The organism is Limnohabitans sp. TEGF002, from assembly GCF_055395845.1.
Genome location: NZ_AP029224.1, coordinates 1,297,465 through 1,316,023 on the forward strand (window position 1 = coordinate 1,297,465; position 18,559 = coordinate 1,316,023).

At 56.0% G+C, this 18,559-nt stretch carries 21 protein-coding genes; 17 read left to right on the forward strand and 4 right to left on the reverse strand.

Going from position 1 to position 18,559, the window contains the following annotated elements:
• A complete protein-coding gene (locus ACZ5SR_RS06530) occupies nucleotides 1-420 on the reverse strand; it encodes a hypothetical protein (protein ID WP_464450749.1) in 420 nt (139 codons plus the stop codon).
• Nucleotides 421-552: 132 nt separating this feature from the next.
• On the opposite strand from ACZ5SR_RS06530, the gene aroE reads away from it, so the two are divergent.
• The 8 genes from aroE to ACZ5SR_RS06570 all read left to right on the forward strand — a co-directional run bounded on the left by aroE (nucleotide 553) and on the right by ACZ5SR_RS06570 (nucleotide 8,017).
• Nucleotides 553-1,386 carry a shikimate dehydrogenase gene (gene aroE, locus ACZ5SR_RS06535; protein ID WP_464450750.1) on the forward strand — a complete coding sequence of 278 codons (834 nt, stop codon included), beginning with the start codon at nucleotides 553-555 and terminating at the stop codon, nucleotides 1,384-1,386.
• 63 nt (nucleotides 1,387-1,449) lie between these two features.
• Nucleotides 1,450-2,142, forward strand: coding sequence for a TetR/AcrR family transcriptional regulator (locus ACZ5SR_RS06540; protein WP_464450751.1), 693 nt, complete (start codon nucleotides 1,450-1,452; stop codon nucleotides 2,140-2,142).
• 100 nt (nucleotides 2,143-2,242) lie between these two features.
• Nucleotides 2,243-2,776 carry a TRAP transporter small permease gene (locus ACZ5SR_RS06545; RefSeq protein WP_464450752.1) on the forward strand — a complete coding sequence of 178 codons (534 nt, stop codon included), beginning with the start codon at nucleotides 2,243-2,245 and terminating at the stop codon, nucleotides 2,774-2,776.
• A 17-nt stretch (nucleotides 2,777-2,793) separates the two neighbouring features.
• Nucleotides 2,794-4,071, forward strand: a complete 1,278-nt coding sequence (locus tag ACZ5SR_RS06550) for a TRAP transporter large permease subunit (protein ID WP_464450753.1) — start codon at nucleotides 2,794-2,796, stop codon at nucleotides 4,069-4,071.
• 88 nt (nucleotides 4,072-4,159) lie between these two features.
• Nucleotides 4,160-5,155, forward strand: a complete 996-nt coding sequence (locus ACZ5SR_RS06555; protein WP_464450754.1) for a TRAP transporter substrate-binding protein — start codon at nucleotides 4,160-4,162, stop codon at nucleotides 5,153-5,155.
• Between the two features lie 155 nt (nucleotides 5,156-5,310).
• The gene (locus ACZ5SR_RS06560; RefSeq protein WP_464450755.1) at nucleotides 5,311-6,144 is read left to right on the forward strand and encodes a shikimate dehydrogenase family protein; all 834 of its coding nucleotides are present in this window, start codon (nucleotides 5,311-5,313) and stop codon (nucleotides 6,142-6,144) included.
• A gap of 21 nt (nucleotides 6,145-6,165) precedes the next feature.
• The gene (locus ACZ5SR_RS06565; RefSeq protein ID WP_464450756.1) at nucleotides 6,166-7,041 is read left to right on the forward strand and encodes a 4-hydroxyphenylpyruvate dioxygenase; all 876 of its coding nucleotides are present in this window, start codon (nucleotides 6,166-6,168) and stop codon (nucleotides 7,039-7,041) included.
• A gap of 94 nt (nucleotides 7,042-7,135) precedes the next feature.
• Complete coding sequence (locus ACZ5SR_RS06570; protein ID WP_464450757.1) at nucleotides 7,136-8,017, forward strand: sugar phosphate isomerase/epimerase family protein; 882 nt, start codon at nucleotides 7,136-7,138, stop codon at nucleotides 8,015-8,017.
• A 33-nt stretch (nucleotides 8,018-8,050) separates the two neighbouring features.
• Here the strand turns inward: ACZ5SR_RS06570 and ACZ5SR_RS06575 are convergent, their stop codons facing one another.
• Entirely contained in the window at nucleotides 8,051-9,157 is a 1,107-nt protein-coding gene (locus ACZ5SR_RS06575; protein WP_464450758.1) for a TadG family pilus assembly protein, read from the reverse strand.
• 2 nt (nucleotides 9,158-9,159) lie between these two features.
• Nucleotides 9,160-9,630: a TadE/TadG family type IV pilus assembly protein gene (locus ACZ5SR_RS06580; protein WP_464450759.1), complete on the reverse strand. Its 471-nt coding sequence runs from the start codon at nucleotides 9,628-9,630 to the stop codon at nucleotides 9,160-9,162.
• 323 nt (nucleotides 9,631-9,953) lie between these two features.
• Here ACZ5SR_RS06580 and ACZ5SR_RS06585 point away from each other — a divergent pair, with 323 nt between their 5' ends.
• Nucleotides 9,954-10,136 carry a Flp family type IVb pilin gene (locus ACZ5SR_RS06585; protein WP_464450760.1) on the forward strand — a complete coding sequence of 61 codons (183 nt, stop codon included), beginning with the start codon at nucleotides 9,954-9,956 and terminating at the stop codon, nucleotides 10,134-10,136.
• 114 nt (nucleotides 10,137-10,250) lie between these two features.
• Here ACZ5SR_RS06585 and ACZ5SR_RS06590 read toward each other — a convergent pair whose 3' ends face one another.
• Entirely contained in the window at nucleotides 10,251-11,201 is a 951-nt protein-coding gene (locus ACZ5SR_RS06590; protein ID WP_464448415.1) for an IS30 family transposase, read from the reverse strand.
• A gap of 218 nt (nucleotides 11,202-11,419) precedes the next feature.
• On the opposite strand from ACZ5SR_RS06590, the gene ACZ5SR_RS06595 reads away from it, so the two are divergent.
• From ACZ5SR_RS06595 to ACZ5SR_RS06630, 8 genes are read left to right on the forward strand one after another with little or no spacing between them, the layout of a single operon-like run.
• Complete coding sequence (locus ACZ5SR_RS06595) at nucleotides 11,420-11,602, forward strand: Flp family type IVb pilin (RefSeq protein WP_464450761.1); 183 nt, start codon at nucleotides 11,420-11,422, stop codon at nucleotides 11,600-11,602.
• A 28-nt stretch (nucleotides 11,603-11,630) separates the two neighbouring features.
• Nucleotides 11,631-12,164: an A24 family peptidase gene (locus tag ACZ5SR_RS06600; RefSeq protein ID WP_464450762.1), complete on the forward strand. Its 534-nt coding sequence runs from the start codon at nucleotides 11,631-11,633 to the stop codon at nucleotides 12,162-12,164.
• Between the two features lie 36 nt (nucleotides 12,165-12,200).
• Complete coding sequence (gene cpaB, locus ACZ5SR_RS06605) at nucleotides 12,201-13,061, forward strand: Flp pilus assembly protein CpaB (RefSeq protein WP_464450763.1); 861 nt, start codon at nucleotides 12,201-12,203, stop codon at nucleotides 13,059-13,061.
• Nucleotides 13,062-13,089: 28 nt separating this feature from the next.
• Nucleotides 13,090-14,523 carry a type II and III secretion system protein family protein gene (locus ACZ5SR_RS06610; RefSeq protein ID WP_464450764.1) on the forward strand — a complete coding sequence of 478 codons (1,434 nt, stop codon included), beginning with the start codon at nucleotides 13,090-13,092 and terminating at the stop codon, nucleotides 14,521-14,523.
• A 16-nt stretch (nucleotides 14,524-14,539) separates the two neighbouring features.
• A complete protein-coding gene (locus tag ACZ5SR_RS06615) occupies nucleotides 14,540-14,848 on the forward strand; it encodes a hypothetical protein (RefSeq protein ID WP_464450765.1) in 309 nt (102 codons plus the stop codon).
• Nucleotides 14,849-14,858: 10 nt separating this feature from the next.
• Complete coding sequence (locus tag ACZ5SR_RS06620; RefSeq protein WP_464450766.1) at nucleotides 14,859-16,046, forward strand: AAA family ATPase; 1,188 nt, start codon at nucleotides 14,859-14,861, stop codon at nucleotides 16,044-16,046.
• A gap of 35 nt (nucleotides 16,047-16,081) precedes the next feature.
• On the forward strand, nucleotides 16,082-17,440 hold the full coding sequence (locus ACZ5SR_RS06625; RefSeq protein ID WP_464451025.1) for a CpaF family protein: 1,359 nt from the start codon (nucleotides 16,082-16,084) through the stop codon (nucleotides 17,438-17,440).
• Nucleotides 17,440-18,411: a type II secretion system F family protein gene (locus ACZ5SR_RS06630; RefSeq protein WP_464450767.1), complete on the forward strand. Its 972-nt coding sequence runs from the start codon at nucleotides 17,440-17,442 to the stop codon at nucleotides 18,409-18,411. The genes ACZ5SR_RS06625 and ACZ5SR_RS06630 overlap by 1 nt, the downstream gene beginning before the upstream one ends.
• Nucleotides 18,412-18,559 lie beyond the last annotated feature (148 nt).

Sequence of the window (18,559 nt, forward strand, 5' to 3'; positions counted from 1 at the left end):
TTAGAACGAACTCAGACTGCTCAAGATGGCGAGCAGTTGCGTGGCATTGATCAAGATGGCCGACTTGTGCATTTTTCTAAAAGCGGGAATCGCCACCAGCTCATCGGCCCGTATTTGCGCCCCGAAATGGTCCATGCGGGTGATCAAATGTTGACGCATCAGCCAAGTCAGTAAGGCAATGCCGCCCGCGCCCATGGACAAACCGGTTTTGCCAGCGAAGGCGAAGCTGATGGCCGCGGCCAAAGCGGCGATCAGGGCCAAGCGAAAGTAAGTGATGTAGAACGAGCGGATGAACCGGGAATCCATCGGGTTGTCGTGCTTGAGTGTCAACAGGGGAATGGAGCCCAACAAAAAGTAGGTGGTGACCGCCAACAAGATCACGGTGAAGAGCAAGGCCAACATTTGGGGTTGCAGTGTCATGTCGTCTCTCCGTCTTAAGTCAATCTGAACGGAGAACATCATAAAGCGGATCGATCTCAGCCTCAGACCCAACGGGTCAGAGGGCAGGAGCATCAGCGATAAGATCGACAGATTGTTGTTCGAGATGATCCCATGACAGACCGCTACGCCGTGATCGGCAACCCCATTGTGCAAAGCAAATCGCCATTGATCCACAGCGCTTTTGCGCAGGTGACGGGGCAAGACATTGACTACGGCAAGTTGCTGGGCCCCTTGGGTGAGTTTGCGACCACGGTGGACGCGTTTCGCGCCAATGGCGGGCGGGGCATGAACGTGACCGCGCCTTTCAAGCTCGATGCCTTTGCCTACGCCACCGACCTGGCGCCCAGCGCGCAGATGGCTGGTGCCGTGAATGCGATGAAGTTTGAGGGCGACAAGGTATTTGCCGAAAATTTTGACGGTGTGGGACTGGTGCGTGACTTGGTGCACAACCTGGCTTGCCCGCTCAAGGGGCTGCGTGTGTTGGTTTTAGGTGCAGGGGGGGCCACACGGGGTGCTCTTTTGCCCCTGCTGGCCGAGCAGCCTGCCGAGCTGCTGATTGTCAACCGAACGGTGGCCAAGGCACTGGAGTTGGCTGCCTTGGCGCACCGACATCAAACTGGCAAAGTGCCCGTGCAGGGGCTGGGATATGCCGACTTGCAGGGGCAGGCGTTTGACGTGGTGCTCAACGCCAGCTCGTCCAGCCTCACGGCCGAGCTGCCGCCATTGCCCCCCAGCGTATTTGCAGCGGGCTGCCTGGCCTATGACCTGACCTATGGCAAAGGTCTCACGCCATTTTTGAAGCTGGCGCAGCAAGAGGGCGTGACACACCTGGCCGACGGTGTGGGCATGCTGGCAGAGCAGGCGGCTGAGGCCTTTGCGTGGTGGCGTGGCGTGCGGCCCGATACGGCAGCCGTGATTCGCCAACTGACGGTACCGCTGGTTTGAGTCGTTCGTGATGTGCTTGCCGCGCATCGATACTGGGTGCTGGAGGCGATCTATACTCGCCAAATGAACCAATTGGTACATTCAGACAAGAGCAAAGCGGCCGAAACGGACCCTGTGAAGGAGGCTGGCCGCACCAATGACCCGGCCCGCACCATGGCCGAGATCCTGACGGTGGCCACGCACGAGTTTGCCGACAAGGGGCTTACCGGCGCGCGCATCGACGCCATTGCAGCGGCCACGCGCACCAGCAAGCGCATGATCTATTACTACTTCGGCAGCAAGGACGGCTTGTACCTGGCGGTGCTTGAAGAGGCTTACCGCCGCATGCGGGCCATCGAGTCGGACCTGCATCTGGACGATCTGCCTCCGGCGCAGGCCTTGCAAAAGCTGGTCGAGTTCACCTACGACCACCACCGTGACAACGAAGACTTTATTCGCCTGGTGATGAACGAAAACATTCAGCGCGGCGACTACCTGCGCCAAAGCCAGAGCATTCAGGCGCTCAACTCCAATGCCATTGCCTCTGTGAAAGAGGTGTACGACCGGGGCGTGGCGCAGGGCGTGTTCAGGGCAGGGCTGGACCCGGTGGACATCCACTCGGCGATTTCGGCTTTCACGTTTTTCAACGTCTCCAACCGCCACACCTTTGGCCTGATCTTTCAGGACCGCGCCAGCCAGGAAAAAGCCAACACCCTCAAAAGGGTGCATGTGGTCGAGTTGATCCTGCGCTTCGTCAGCCATTCCGTTTCGGCATAACAGTTAAGTGGCTATGGCATCTGGATATCAGGGTAATCACGGATCCCTAAAAAACTAACCAGTTCGTACATTATCGGCAACCCCTATCTGGAGACGTGTGTTGGTCCATCAATTCATCGACGGTTTTTGCAAAGTCCTGAACGTGGTCATGGCCCTGTGTTTGGCCGTGATGGTGGTGCTGGTGTTTGGCAACGTGGTCATGCGCTACGGATTCAACTCGGGCATCACCTTGTCTGAGGAGCTGTCGCGCTGGTTGTTCGTCTGGATGACCTTCATGGGTGCGGTCATTGCCCTCAAAGAACATGGGCATCTCGGCACCGACATGTTGCTGAGCCGACTGGGCCCTGCGGGCAAAAAGTTTTGCCTTGGCTTGTCCTACGTGGCCATGCTGTTTGTTTGCTGGTTGTTGTTCAAAGGGGCCTACGAGCAGACCGTGATCAACCTGGGCAGCACCAGTGCGGTCATGGAGGTGACCATGGCTTGGGTCTACGCCCCTGGGGTGGTGTTTGCGGTGCTGGGCGGCCTGATTTTGCTGACCGATCTGTTTCGTTTGCTCACCGGCCAAGTGCGCGATGAAGACTTGGTCATGGTGCAGGAATCCGAAGAGTCGCCCCATGGCGGCGGCAAAGCCTGAGCGCAAGAGAGACTGACATGACGATCGCTATTTTTGTTTTTTCTCTGCTCGGGGCCATGGCCATTGGCATCCCGATTGCGTTTTCGCTCTTGATCTGCGGCGTGGCGCTGATGTGGCACCTGAACATGTTCGATGCGCAGATCCTTGCGCAAAACCTGCTCGAAGGCGCCAACAGTTTCCCTTTGCTGGCCGTGCCGTTTTTCATGCTGGCCGGCGAGATCATGAACGCGGGTGGTTTGTCGCGCCGCATTGTGAACTTTGCGATGGCCTGCGTCGGCCACATCAAAGGCGGCCTGGGTTACGTGACCATCATGGCGGCTGTCATCATGGCGGCGTTGTCGGGTTCGGCCGTGGCCGATGCGGCGGCGCTGTCGGCCTTGCTCTTGCCCATGATGGTGGCGGCAGGTCACGACCGCTCTCGCTCGGCGGGCTTGATTGCCTCGGCCGGCATCATCGCCCCGGTCATTCCGCCCAGCATTGGCTTTGTGATCTTTGGTGTGGCGGGCAACGTGTCCATCTCCAAACTGTTCATGGCCGGTATCGTGCCCGGCATCATGTTGGGCGCATCGCTGTGGGTCACCTGGTGGTGGTTGGCTCGGCGAGAATTGGTGCAGGTGCCGCCACGCAAGTCCATGGGCGAGATCATGGTGGCCATGCGCGAAGCCACTTGGGCCTTGGTGATGCCACTCATCGTGGTGTTTGGCTTGAAGTTCGGCATTTTTACCCCCACCGAAGCGGCGGTGGTGGCGGCGGTTTACGCCTTGTTCATCTCGACTTTCGTTTACCGCGAACTGGGTTTGAAAGACCTGTACCCCTTGTTTGTTAGTTCGGCCAAAACCAGCGCGGTGGTGATGTTTTTGGTGGCCGCTGCCATGGTCTCGGCCTGGCTCATCACGGTGGCCAATTTGCCCGCCCAACTGATCGAGATTTTGCAGCCCTTGCTGGGCAGTCCTCGTTTGCTCATGTTCACCATCATGGTGATCATCATTGTGATCGGCACCGCGCTCGACATGACGCCCACCATTTTGCTCTTGACCCCGGTGCTCATGCCGGTGATCAAGGCCGCAGGCATTGACCCGGTTTACTTCGGCGTGCTGTTCATCATCAACTGCGCCATTGGCCTGATCACACCGCCTGTGGGCACGGTGCTCAACGCGGTGGCGGGTGTCGGAAAAATCAGCATGGACGAGGTGACGCGGGGCGTGATGCCTTTCATGATCGCCCAGTTCACCATCATGTTTGCCATGGTGGCCTTCCCGGCTTTGGTGATGGTGCCCGCGCGTTGGTTCTATTGATTCCCGGGTGTGGTTGTCTGATCGGGTACGCCTGACAACCACCCCTTTGATGCACAGCGTACGTCCTTCTTTTTACTGGAGACCCTTCATGAAACGTGTATTCATCAAGTCCTTGATCGCCACCGTGGCGCTGGCTGCCATGGGCGTGGCTTCGGCGCAAGACAAAACCATCAAGTTCGCCAACCAGAATGCAGCGGGCCACCCCATCATTCAGGGCATGGAAAAGTTCAAGGAGATCGTTGAGAAAAACTCCGGCGGCAAGCTCAAAGTCAACGTGTTCCCTGCTGGTGCTTTGGGCAGCGACCAAGCCAACGTGTCCGCCATCCAAGGCGGCACTTTGGAGATGGCCTCCATGAACTCGGGCATCTTTGCTTCGCAAGTGCGGGACTTCTCGGTGTTTGATTTCCCCTTCATGTTCGCCAGCGGCCAGGAGGCCGATGCCGTGGTGGACGGTGCCTTTGGTAAAAAATTGCACGCCAAGCTGGAAGAAAAAGGCCTGGTGGGTCTGGGCTTTTATGAGCTGGGCTTTCGCCATGTGACCAACGGCCGCCGCGCCATCAACAAGGTCTCGGACATCGAAGGCCTGAAGCTGCGCGTGATCCCCAACCCAATCAACGTGGACTGGGTCAAGGCGCTGGGTGCCAACCCCACACCGCTGCCATTCCCAGAGTTGTACGCTGCTTTGGAGCAAAAAGCCGTGGACGGCCAGGAAAACCCTGTGGCCACCATCAACGGCGCCAAGCTGTTCGAAGTGCAAAAGCACATGGTCCTGACTGGTCACCAGTACAACCCCCAGTCGATTGTGATCAGCAAGAAGTTCTGGGACACCTTGTCGGCCGCTGAAAAGAAAATCTTGAGCGACGCGGCGGCTGAGTCCTCGAAGTTCCAGCGTACCCAGGCGCGCGCCCAGGAAGCCAGCTTGCTGGAGAACCTGAAGAAAAACGGCATGCAAGTGACCACCTTGCCCGCGGCCGAAGTGGCCATCTTGCGCGACAAGATGAAGCCCGTGATTGCCAAGCACGGCGAGGCGATTGCCGCCACCGTGTCCGAGTTGCAAGCTGAGCTGGCCAAGCTGCGCAAGTAAGCCCAAGGGTCATGGCCCAAGCCGTGGCCTGGCTTTTGACTTGACCGCTGCAGCCTTCCGCTGCAGCGGCGGGTCTGCCCCCTGCATTCAGGGGACATTTCCTGATTTTTTCAGTCCGCAGGCTTTGACGATGCGGGCCACTTTTTCTTTAGCCCATGATCAACGGCCACACCGAACTCATCGCGCACATCGGCTACCCCACGCACACCTTCAAGTCCCCGATGATTTACAACCCGTACTTCAACGAGGCGGGTATCAACGCGGTGGTGGTGCCCATGGGCTGCAAAGCTGAGAACTACCCGGTTTTCCTCCGGTCTGTGTTCACCCTCGAAAACATTCGGGGTGCGCTGATCACCATGCCGCACAAGGTCAGTACGGTGGGTTTGATCGATGAAGTGACTGCCACCGTTCGCGTGGCGGGGGCTTGCAACGCGGTCAAGCGTTTGGCCGATGGTCGCCTGGTGGGTGACATGTTTGACGGAGCCGGTTTTGTGCGCGGTGTGCAGCGCAAGGGTTTTGACCTTGTGGGCAAACGCGTGCTCGTTGTCGGCACCGGGGGCGTGGGTTGCGCAATTGCGGCATCGCTCGCGGGCGCAGGCATTGCGGCCATCAGCCTGTTTGATGTGAACGCCGCTGGCTGCGAGGCATTGGCCCAGCGTCTCAAAGACAACCACCCGCAAATCGATGTGCGCACCGGCGCCAACGATCCGGCGGGGCATGACTTGGTTGTTAACGCCACACCCTTGGGCATGAACGAAGGCGACCCGCTGCCTTTGGATGTGTCGCGGCTGTCCCCCGACACTTTTGTGGGCGAGGTGGTCATGCGTGCCGAGACCACCGCGTTTTTGGCGGCGGCCCAAGCACGCGGCTGCCGCACGCAGGTGGGCACCGACATGTTGTACGAGCAAATCCCCGCCTATTTGGAATTTTTTGGCCTGCCCACCACCACGGCCGACGTGTTGCGCCGTGTGGCGCAGCTGAGTTATTGAGCGCCCAACAGGAGCCTTGAGATGAACCTGAACAGAGTGGACCGCGAAGCCGTGCCGGACATGCCCAACCGACTGGGCATCGCAGGCATTGAATTCATCGAATACGCCACCAGCCGCCCGCAGGCCTTGGGTCAGGTGCTCGAAAACATGGGCTTTCGCCCGGTGGCGCGTCACCGCTCACGCGAAGTGACGCTGTACCGCCAGGGCGGCATGAACCTGGTGGTCAACGCCAGCCCCGACGATGCCCGCGTGAGTGGTACGGTCGACGGCCAGCCGGTCATCTCGGCCGTGGCCTTTCGGGTGCAAGACGCCCTCAAGGCGCACACCCGCTGCTTGGATGTGGGCGCATGGAACGTGGACAGCCACGCTCAGGCCATGGAGCTGCACATCCCCGCCATCCACGGCCCGGGGGGCAGCCGCTTTTACTTTGTGGACCGCTGGCAAGAGTTCTCTATTTACGACATCGATTTCAAGCCCATCCCCACCGTGGACCCGAACCCGCCTGCGCTGGCAGGCATGGGCTACTTTGGCGTGGTGCAGTACATCGGTGCAGCGCGCAGCGCCGATTGGCAGACCTATTACGAACACATGTTCGACTTCAGCAGCATTCCCGATGAAGAGCGCTTTGGCATCTTGCCCAAGGGTAAGCTGATGAAAAGCCCTTGCGGCAGCTTCTTGTGGCAACTGGTGGAGCCTGAGCCCTGGATGGACGCCGACGACAGCCCCGAGTGTTTGCAGCGGATTGGCTTTGGCGTGCCCGATGTGGGCCAGGCGGTGACGGCGCTCAAGGCGCGTGGCGTGGAGTTTGTGGAATCGACCCAGCTGCACCCTGAAGACCGGGGTGCGCTCACCCGTGCCACGTTGGGTTCGGTTGCCTTTGAGCTCGTTCACCAGTGAAAAAAATGAAGCCCCCACGTTCATCACTTCGTGTATTCACTCCCCCCCAAGGGGGCGTCGGTCTCCCTTGGGGCGGACCTGCGGGAGACTTGCCATGAACATGCTTGACGGCTACGGCATGGACACCATCACCATGGCGGGCACCCTGGAGGCCAAACTGGCCGCCATGAAGGGCGCGGGTTTTTCTCAGGTGATGCTGATGGCGCGCGATCTGGTCACGCACCCCGGTGGTGTGCAGGCCGCCGTCGCTGCGGTCCAGGCCAGCGGCATGCGGCCCACCGGTTTTCAGGTGCTGCGCGATTTTGAAGGCCTGTCAGGCCATTTGCACAGCTACAAGCTCGACATCGCCAAGGCCATGCTGGAGATGTGCGCGGCCAGCGGCAGCAAGGTCTTGCTGGCGTGTTCGTCCACTTCGCGCCACGCCACGCAAGACTTGGATGCCATCGCCGCCGACCTGAAAAAACTCGCCATGCTGGCGGTGCCGCTGGGCATTCAGATCGCTTACGAAGCGCTGTCCTGGGGCCGCACCGTCAACGAATTCACCACCAGCTGGGACGTGGTCTGCCGTGCTGATTGCCCCAATCTGGGGATTGGCATCGATTCGTTCCACATCTTCGCCGCCAAAACCTCACTGGACGCGATCGAAGAGCTGGACCCTTCCAAAATATTTCTGGTTCAGTTGTCCGACTTCATGTGGCAGGAAACCCCCACCTTTGAAGAACGCATGACCACGGCGCGCACTTTCCGTGTGTTCCCGGGTGAAGGTGTGCACAGCGAACAGTTGGCCGATCTGGTGCTGCGCCTGGACCGCATCGGCTACCGGGGTGACTACAGCTTCGAGGTTTTCAACGACGACTACCAGCAACTGCCGCTGGAGACCGTGGCCGAGCGGGCCCGCAAGAGCGCGACCTGGCTGCACCAGGACGTGCTGCACAAGTCGGCACCACTGCCGCAGTGGACGAATCGGTTCAATTAACGTCTCCGCCATTCAAGCAGGCGGGGCGCATGTTCAGCGAAACAAGCTGGGTGGTGAAATCACACCAAAATCCGGTCCGATGCCGCCCGATGGCGGCTCGGGGCATTTTGTGCTCAGCTGAATGGTGATGGTCTTGTCTTTTTTGGACGCGTCAACAATGCGCGCGCAGGCAAAACTGGTGATGGGTTGTTCTGAATGACCCGCAATGGTGCTCACCATGGGCAAAGTCACATACTCACACGACTTGTTGTTGGCTGCGCTGCAGTCGTCTACCGTGTCGTACAAGGTGGTTTTGGAGCCGGGCTCGATCCAGATTTTTTGGCCGATGCTCAATTCGACTGGATTTCTTTCTTCCACCAGTTCCCTGAAGGTTTTGACGTCGTTGTTGTCGGTCAGAAGTGACGACCACTGAAAAGTTTTGCACGGGTCTTTGGGCTTGTCGTCGTAGGCCTCGAGTACCAGCAAAAAAGGCTGTCCTGTGGAAGGATCTACTTTGGGGATGGGGGGGGTGGTGCTTGTGTTCCAGTACGTGTCATACACACACTGACTGGCCACCAACGGAAACAATCCGCCGGGCTCAATCGTGCCGGGGCTGGTGATGCCGGCGACTGCCGTGACGTTCACTGGGGTGGAAAAAACATTCCAAATGCGCGCAAAAAAAGTGGGCACCTCGCCATCGTTTTGCCCTTGACCTTTGCTCAGCGTGACCTGTACCGCAGGAACATCGTTGCGCGTTGGGTTCATGGGCAGGAGTTGCAAAGTGGCATTGACCTGTGTGGGGTTCCAGTAGCCTGATTGCACTTGCCCAGTCAGCATCTTCTTGCCATCTGCGGCGTTCAGTGTCACCGCGGCCGATGCAGCCAGCTCCGCAGTGGACCATTGCGGGGTGGCCGACGCAGTGCTGCGCAACAGCTTGGCACCGGCCAGCGCGGCCGCATCGGCGTCGTTTTGCATTTCATTGCGGACGATCTGAACATAAGCCACATCGATCACCAAGGCCGCAATGCCGAGAAAGACGGGAATCATCAAGGCGACCAGCAAAGTTACAGCGCCTCGTTCGGCGCGCTGTTGGCCAGACGGTTTTTTGCCCCACGGCTTGACAGGGCGGGTGGGGGCAATGGAGTGGTCGTGTGTTTTCATCATCATTCTCTGACCATGACGGTGGTGGATGTCAAAACCAAGGGTGATCCCATGGCGCTCAGCAGATTACCCAAAGCCAAACCCCTGAAGGTGTAGCTGACGCGGACTGCCAGATGGTCTGGGTTGGCTTGAGCGGGGAAGTCCACTGTGACGGGACTGGATGCGCCCAGGGTCAGCAGAGAGTTGCCCGCGTAATTCAAGACACGTGTGGAGATCTCACTGTTGGTAACGGCTGGAACCCTCAAAACAATGCCTGCACGAGCCCCTTCACGACTGGCGTTGGTCAGAACGGCTTTGTCATAAAGCGCAATGCCAAATTCCACAATGCCCGAGACGATCAAGAGCAGCAAAGGCAAAAGCAATCCGAACTCCACCGTGGCGGTCCCTGTTTGTAGATGCTTCGTCAGTTTGTACCGCGCCGCTCGTGGGCGAATGTCTGCATGCACCTGAACATCAACTTGGGCTTGAGTCATGGGTGAAATCCTTGTGAGTGAGAAAAAAACATGCCAGAGGCCATCGGGTGAGCGACAGGCCTGGGTGCAAACCATATGAGAAAAAAAAGTCAGACACCGTGGTCTGTCGCACCAAAAACACCGGGTCTATTTTTATATTTCAAGTCACTGACTGTGATTCATCGAACAGACATCCGCGCAATCCATTCATAAATTCAAGTTGTCACAGCAACCTTATGGCGCTGTGATGTCGGGGCGATGAGCCGTGTCATTCATTTCGTTCAAGGACAGTAAAAGAACGACTGGATCTGCGTCCTATTTTTTTGTCTAACAGGAGTTTTGACATGAAGAAATTCATCCATGAATTGAAAAATTTCACCCATGATGAAAGTGGTGCTACCGCCATTGAATATGGCCTGCTTGCTGCACTGGTGGCTTTGGGTATCACTGTAGGTGCCACCGCATTGGGAACGGAATTGGGATTGTTTTTTGGTCGAATTGCGACCCGATTGACAACGGCTGCATGAGTGCCGATTAAGCGAATCAGTTGTCTTGATTCATATGCGCAGATTTGTATGAGCGCTAACAGACGAAGGAGATTTCGTTTCTTAAAGTCAAAGTGCGGTGATCGAATGGTGGATTCAAGGACGAAGTGCAACACGGTTCAACGAGGCGTGAAACACCTCGTATGGCGTCTTGAATCCGAGCCGCTTTCTGGGCCGGTGATTCAATCTGTTTTCGATCATAGTCAACTCCTCATCGGTGACAGTTTCCATGCGCCGCTTTTTGGGAATGTATTGGCGCAGCAAACCATTGAAGTTCTCGTTGCTGCCGCGCTGCCAGCTGCAATACGGATCGGCAAAGTAAGTCTGGATGCCAAGGGCCTGATCGATGGCCTGGTGATCGGCAAACTCCTTGCCGTTGTCCACCGTCAAGGTCTTCACCCGTGAGTTCACGGGCTTGAGCTTGGCTTCAATGGCCCGGCCCACCAAATCGGCAGACTTGTTGGGCACTTTGGCCAGCACAGCAAAGCCACTCTTGCGTTCTACCAGTGTCACGATGGCTTGTTTGTGAGCCGCGCCAATGACGGTATCTCCCTCCCAGTGGCCCACTTGCTTGCGATCTTCAATGTGACTTGGTCTCTCGCTGATCGGGCGGCGGTTCGGGATCTGGCCACGCCTGTCACGCCCGCACAGGTGGCGTTTGCGCCGGGGCTTTTGGCTGCGCAGGTGCGTGTGTAAATCACCACCGGCAGCCTTGTTCGCATAGACATGCAAATAGACGCTCTCATGGCTGACCGCCACCTTGCCTGCAATCTGCTCGGGGCTCCATTGAATGCCCAGGTAGAAATCCACATCGGACCAGACCTTGGAATCTACACGGCGGGCATTACGGCTGCGCTGTGCTCGCTCAGACGCCTTGGCGCAGGCTTGTTCGGCGCGGTAGCCACGCTGGCCACGACCACGGCTGAGTTCGCGGCTGATGGTGCTGCGGTTCCTGCCCAGGGATCGGGCAATCTCGCTAATGGTCTGTTTGGCTTTCAAAAGGCTGTGAATTTGGTATCGTTCTTCTCGGCTGAGGTGCTTGTACATCTGGCAACTTGGACTTGGCGGTTTGAGTGGCCATGATGCCTTGACATCCTCAGCCACCCATCACCGGGTTCATCTTTGTTGCACCTCGTACTTGAATCCGCCAATAAATAAATCACCGCTGCAATGGAGAGTTCCCTGTAAGCGATATCGGTTTGATATCACCGCGATCAGGTGAATGCCACTGGAAGTTCATTAACCATCAACTGGAGTCTATGACCATGAAAAATCAAATCCAAAACTTTATCAACGATGAGTCGGGTGCGACGGCGATTGAATATGGCTTGCTGGCCGCTTTGGTCGCGTTGGGTATTGCGGCGGGTGCCACAGCGCTGGGTACGCAATTGGGTGCTTTGTTCACCCGAATCTCAACACGGTTGGCGGCAGCTGTATTTCCAGCCTGAGCGAAGCCACAGAACCCAGGAACCGAACATGCTGAACCTGCATTTGGAACTTGTCAGTTTACTGGCCTTGGCCACGTTGCTGGTCTTGGCCAGTTGGAGCGACTTGCGCATGCGAAAAATCCCCAACACCTTGGTGCTCTGGGGCGTTTTCACCGCAGTGGTCTTGTCCCTAACGCCCCGAGGCATCGGGCTGGTTTCCGCATCTCTGGGTGGCATGGTCGGTTTTCTGGTGTTCTTGTTTTTGCATCTGTTCAAGATGGTCGGTGCTGGCGACGTCAAATTGGTGGCGGCTGTCGGTATGTTCGTCGGTTGGCCAGACATGCTGAATGTCTGTGTAGCCATCTTGATCGCTGGGGGAATCGTGGCCATCGCCTGGGCTGTTGGGACATCGCGGTGGTGGATGGTTTTGAAAAATCTTCAAAACGGACTGATGCAACACATCCGCCTAGGTCAATGGCCGGCATTCGGTCAACCCTTGATCAACCAGGTATCACCCGAGCGCGTGCCCTATGCCTTGGCTGTTGGTTTGGGAACGGTTTCGTATTACATCGTCACTGCATAAATCAGGTGCCATCACGTTGGCCATAGGAAATACATGATGAATAAACGTCCGGTTTTGATCATTTTTTTGGCAGCTGCCGTGGCACTTGCCACCGTATCTGTGGCAGCCATCTGGTTGAAGCAAAAAGATGAAATGAGCACCATCAAGGTGGTGGTGGCCACCCGGGATCTTCAAATCGGCACCCGCTTGCAGCCGTCCATGCTGGAGACCGTGAGTTGGCCGATCTCAGCCCCCATCAAATCACCGCTGAATTCGACCGAGCAGGCATATGACCGCGTGATCAACATCCCCATATTGCGTGGTGAGCCGATCCTTGAAACCAAATTGGCAGCCATGGGTCAGAAAGGGGGTCTGTCCTCGGTCTTGAAAGAGGGCAAGCGTGCAGTGACTGTGAAAGTCAATGAAATTGTTGGTGTGGCCGGATTTGCACTGCCCGGTAATTTTGTGGATGTCATGGCCAACATCCCAGACAAAGACAACAACCCGGTTTCAAAAATTGTGCTGGAAAGGATTCAGGTCCTGGCGGTCGCACAAGATGTGACCAGCACCGAAAACAAACCACGTGTGGTGAGTGCCGTGACCCTTGAAGCGACACCACAGGAGGCTGAAATCATCGATTTGGCCAGAAGTGTCGGCGCCTTGTCGTTGGTCCTGAGAAGTCAGGTGGACGTGGCCAGCGTGGACACACCAGGTTCGCGCAAGGCAGATTTATTGCAAAGGTCCAGTCAACTGAATGCTCAGACAGCGAACGCGGCTTTGGTGGTGGCGCAAAACGACGCTCAGCGCCCCACCAGTTCGCGACCGATCCGGCGCGTGAGCCAGAGTCTGCCGCCCAAACCGATGGAGAAATTGGAAGTCATTCGCGGGATGACCAAGTCCCAAGAGCCGGCCGAATAAATCACTTTTGCACATGGATCACATCAGCATGAAAAAAACAATCCAAACCTTGACAGCCCATGGACTGTTCATCGCATTGAGTTTCTACTATCCCTTGTTGGCCGCCGAAAATGAAATACCTGCATCGAAAAAATCAACGAAATCCGTCGCAACGGTAGCCAAAGAAAAGTCTCTGCCGTCCCAAGGCCCGGTGGAGCTTTTGCCGGGCGTCGAGTTGAGCAATGGAAAGTCCATGCTTCTGAAGCTTTCCGAGCCAGCACTGCGTATCTCGATTGGCAACCCGGATGTGGCTGACGTCACACTGATCAATGCCAAAGAGGTGTATGTGCTGGGCAAAAAAACCGGCGTGACCAATTTGATCGTTTGGTCTGCCAGCGGAAAAACCACGCTGCGCGATGTTTCTGTGGGTCTGGATACCGCAATGCTGCAGTCCAGGTTGGCGAAATGGGTGCCCACCAAGGAACCCTTGATGGTCGATGTGATGGCAGACACGGTGGTGCTGCGTGGTCGCGTACCGGATGCCACCAAAGTGCACCGCATTGTGAGTTTGGCAGAGGCTTATACAGGCGGTAAAAAAGTCATCAACATGCTGCGGGTTGAAGGCTCGCAGCAGGTCATGCTGGAAGTCAAGGTGGCCGAAGTTTCGCGAACCTTGCTCGATGAGTTGGGTGTGGACATCAACCTCACCCGCACAGCCGGCAGTACGTCTGTGTCTTTGTTGTCTCAATTTTTGTCCAATGGTGCAACGGCATTGACAACCGCCCGTGCCAATGGCATGACCACCATCACACTGACGGCGGAAATGAAGAAAGGCCTTGTCAAAATTCTGGCCGAGCCCACCATCACGGCCATCAGTGGCCAGGAGGGTTCATTTTTGGCAGGTGGAAAAATTTTTATTCCTGTCCCACAAGGGGGCTCCAGCAACAGCATCACCCTGGAAGAAAAAGAGTTCGGGGTCGGATTGAGCTTCACGCCCACGGTTTTGGAGGAGGGTTTGATCAATCTGAAAGTCACCCCCGAAGTTTCCGAGCTTTCGCAGTTGGGAGCGACGGTCAAGGCGCTCAATGGGCAAGTCAGTGTGCTGCCGTCCATCACCACCCGGCGCGCTTCCACCACTGTTCAGCTCAGAGACGGCGAGAGCTTTGCGATAGGTGGCCTGATCAAGAGCAATGTGACGGAGGCGATTCGCGCGTTGCCATTACTGGGTGAATTGCCTGTCCTGGGGGCTTTGTTCCGCAGCAATGCGTTTCAAACGGAAAAATCCGAATTGCTGTTTGTGGTGACGCCCCGATTGGCCAAAACGTCCGACCTGGCCTTGGCTTTGCCCACGGACAGTTTCAAACCGCCGACACGTTCCGAATTCATGGTGGAAGGGCTGATGGAAAAGCCCGATTCTCCAGCCTCTGGAAAACCCACCGTCACCCCACAAGATGCTGCACCTGTAGTGCCTGCCAAGCCTTGAGTTAAGGAGTTATGAAATGTCCATACTGAATTTCAGCAAAGTCCAAAATTTGGCCGCATGGCTGCTGGTGAGTTTGTCTGCAACAGGTTGTGCCAACACGCCATATGCCGATTCCCCGCAATGGGGGCTATCGGTTCGCCAAGCCATCGCGGCACAAACACTGAATCCGGATGCAGGACAAACAAAGACGGCGCCACCCGACGCCGATGGTGCGGTCATGAAGTCTGCCGTAGACCGCTATCAAAGTTCCTTTGACAAGCCACCAGCACCTGTGAATGTCATGAACATTGGATTGGGTGGTTCTTCAGGTATATCTGGACGTTGAAGGGATTGTCATGAACACGTATTTGATGGCGTCAGACGCTACCATGATTGAATTGTTGCGCAGCACTGTTCAATCGCAAAGCCTGACGGTGAAGTCGAGCGTTGTGCGTGCTGAAGGTCAGCCGCTCATGCCCTTGATTCAGAGTTTGGAGCCCGGCATTCTGGTGCTGTGCAGCAGTCAGTCGCAGCTGACGCAGGACCTGGATGCGCTGGAGTCATTGACTTGGTCAAACCCGCAAGTCAGTGTGGTCCTGATCAGCGGCAGTGACACCAAAGATGATCTGGTTCGCGCCATGCGATCAGGCGTTCGTGAGGTCGTGGCCTCACCACCTGCCCAGTCAGATCTGATTGCCGCTTTGCGTCGTGTCGTCTTGCATCACGAAAAAACCCGCAGATCTGACGATGGCTACGTCGGCTCTGGACAGATCATTGCCTTCATTTCATGCAAGGGGGGCAGTGGATCGACTTTTTTGGCCACCAATACGGCTTATCTGATCGCAGACACTTTCAATCGCCGGTGTTTGTTGGTGGATTTGGATTTGCAGTATGGCGATGCCTCGTATTACATGAGTCAAGATGCCGCAAAAAACAACATCAGCGATTTGACACAACAAATTGACAGACTTGACGCTCAGTTGTTGAACAGCTGCATGCAAAGCATCAGCCCCCGACTCAATTTGCTCGCTGCACCGGATGAGCCTGGTGTGGCCATGGCCATTACGGCGAGTCAATTGGAGCAGGTCTTGACCTTGGCCAAGCGCATGCATGAATTTGTGGTACTCGATCTGGACAGCGCGATCGATGCCGTGACGCTCAAGGCGCTGGACATGGCAGATGTCATTTACGTGACGATGGAATGCAATTTGCCCGTGGTGCGCAATGCCAAACGACTGGTCAAACTTTTCCGTTCATTGGGTTATGGCGACGACAAGTTGCGCTTGTTGGTGAACAAATTTCAGACCGATGGTGTGCTGGATGTCAAAACGATCGAGCAAGCGGTGGGCATCAAAGTTCACCACACGATCTCCAATCAGGTTGACGCGGTGACAGAAGCTTTCAATTTGGGCAAACCACTTGAACAGTTGCATCCACAGAACGCAGTGCTCAAAGCATTGCGTGAAGTCACTGCTCACCTGTTGCATACACCCTTGCCCAAGACCCGTGGTTGGATGGATCGTTTGATGGGCAAAGCCGCCTGAATTTCAGCGCACAAAACGAGGAGAAGGTTTTGAAATTGGACATACGTCAGCACCTAGAGTCCCAAGCATCGATTCCCATCGCATTGGGCCCCGCGTTGTCTGCCAACAGGGTGACCGCTGTAAGGCTTGAAAGCATCAAATCACAAATACACCGTGAAATTCTGGCGCAGGTGGATTTGAGGCGCATGGAGACCATTTCGCCAGAAGCTTTGCGTCAGGAGCTGAAGGCTCTGACACAAAGTCTGCTCGATGACAGTGGTCTGGCCATCAATGAGGTTGAGCGTCGTCAGATTGTTCAGGGCATCCAGGATGAAATGCTCGGATTGGGGCCTATTGAGCCTTTGCTGGCAGACCCTACGGTGTCTGATATTTTGGTCAATGGGCCGCACAAGGTTTACGTCGAGCGCAAAGGGAAAATCGAGTCGACCAACATTGAATTCGACAGCGAGGCACATTTGATGCGTGTCATCGACCGCATCGTTTCCCGAATTGGACGCCGAGTGGATGAAATGACCCCCATGGTGGATGCCCGATTGCCGGACGGCTCTCGCGTCAACGCTGTGATACCGCCCTTGGCCATTGATGGCCCTTTGTTGTCCATTCGCCGGTTTTCAGTGGTGCCCTACACCATGGCTGATCTGCTGGCCTTTCACACGCTCAATACAGAGATGGCAGAGCTGATCAACGGCTTGGTCAAGGCCAAAATCAATCTGCTGGTGTCGGGGGGGACGGGCAGTGGCAAGACCACCTTGCTCAATGTCATCTCAGCCAGCATTCCGCACGATGAGCGGATCATCACCATTGAGGATGCTGCCGAGCTGCAATTGCAGCAACCCCATGTGGTGCGCATGGAAACGCGTCCTCAAAACATCGAAGGCAAGGGTGAAATCAGCCAGCGGGCATTGCTGCGAAACAGTTTGAGGATGCGACCAGACCGCATTATTTTGGGTGAGGTTCGTGGCGCTGAAGTATTGGACATGTTGCAAGCCATGAACACAGGGCACGATGGCTCTATGACCACGATCCATGCGAATTCACCTCGCGATGCCCTCACGCGACTGGAGCACATGTTGGGCATGGCTGGGCTGAATGTGGATGTACGTTCGATGCGCCAGCAAATCAGTGCGGCATTGTCTGTGATTGTGCAGGTTTCGCGCTTGTCGGATGGGCGCCGCAAGCTCACCAGTCTGCAGGAAATCACCGGCATCGAGGGGGATGTGATCACCATGCAGGAAATTTTCAAATTTGACCAAACGGGTATCGCTTCAGACGGTCAGGTGCAGGGCCGATTCCAGGCCACCGGGATCCGACCTAAGTTCGTGCAACGCCTGAAAACACGCGGCATCCATTTGCGCGAAGACCTCTTTGATCCCCAGAATTTTCGAGGTACATGATGGATTGGTTATACGGGCTTATTTTGGGCGCGTGCGGGATTGCCAGCTTCTTGTTACTGATGGGCTTGTACGAGGCTTGGCGCATCTACTGGAGTCCACGTCAAAAGTTGCTTGGCCGTCGCATGCAACAGATGTTCAATCAAGAGCGACATGTCCAAGCCCCTATTTTGCGTCGACGCGACTTGAGTCGTTTTCCTATTTTGGATCGCTGGTTAAGTCAGGTGCCTGGCATTCAGCGCGTTGATCGCTTTTTGCGACAAGCTGATTTGTCCATGGATGTTTCGCAAGGCTTGATGCTGGGCGTTTTGCTGTTGATGATGTCAGGACTGGTGGGTATGGTCCTGCATATCCCTGCAGCATTGACCGGCCTGTTGATGGTGGCCACTTTGGCCTGTGCCATCTATTACCTCAAGGTCAGAGGTGTCCAAAGAATCGCGAAGATTGAAAAACAATTGCCGGATGCTCTGGACCTCATGGTTCGGGCGCAGCAATCTGGTCATGCCTTCATCAGCGCACTGCAAATCACAGCGACCGAGTCTCGTGCACCTATTTCCGTGGAGCTGCGCAAGGTATTCGATGAGATCAATCTGGGCATGAGTGTTCAGTCAGCCATGAACCATCTGGCTGCTCGCATTGACAGCAAGGAGATCCGGTATTTTGTGGTGGCGGTATTGATTCAAAACGAAACCGGCGGAAATTTGGCCGATGTGTTGCGCAAAACTGCCAACTTGATCCGCGAGCGTCAAAAAATTGCTGGCGTCGTCCGTGTGTTGTCCGCGGAAGGACGTATCTCTGCTTGGATCTTGTCTGTCATGCCATTTTTATTGGCTTTTTTGTTGTACTTGATCAATCCCGACTTCATTTCAGCACTCTGGAAAGATGAGATGGGTCTGGTCATGTTGGGTGTTTCTTTTGGCTTGATGCTGGTGGGGGTCTTTTGGATGTCCCGTCTGGTTCAAATCAAAGTTTGAAAGTTTTTATGTCTACTTTGAATCTCCTCATTTTGGGCACCCTGTTTTTGTTTGTGTCCTCGTTGGTCTATCTCCTCTTGAATCAATGGATCCCAGGCGATCTTGAAAAACGTCGTATTCGTTTGGTGCAGCCGGTCCGAGAGAAAGA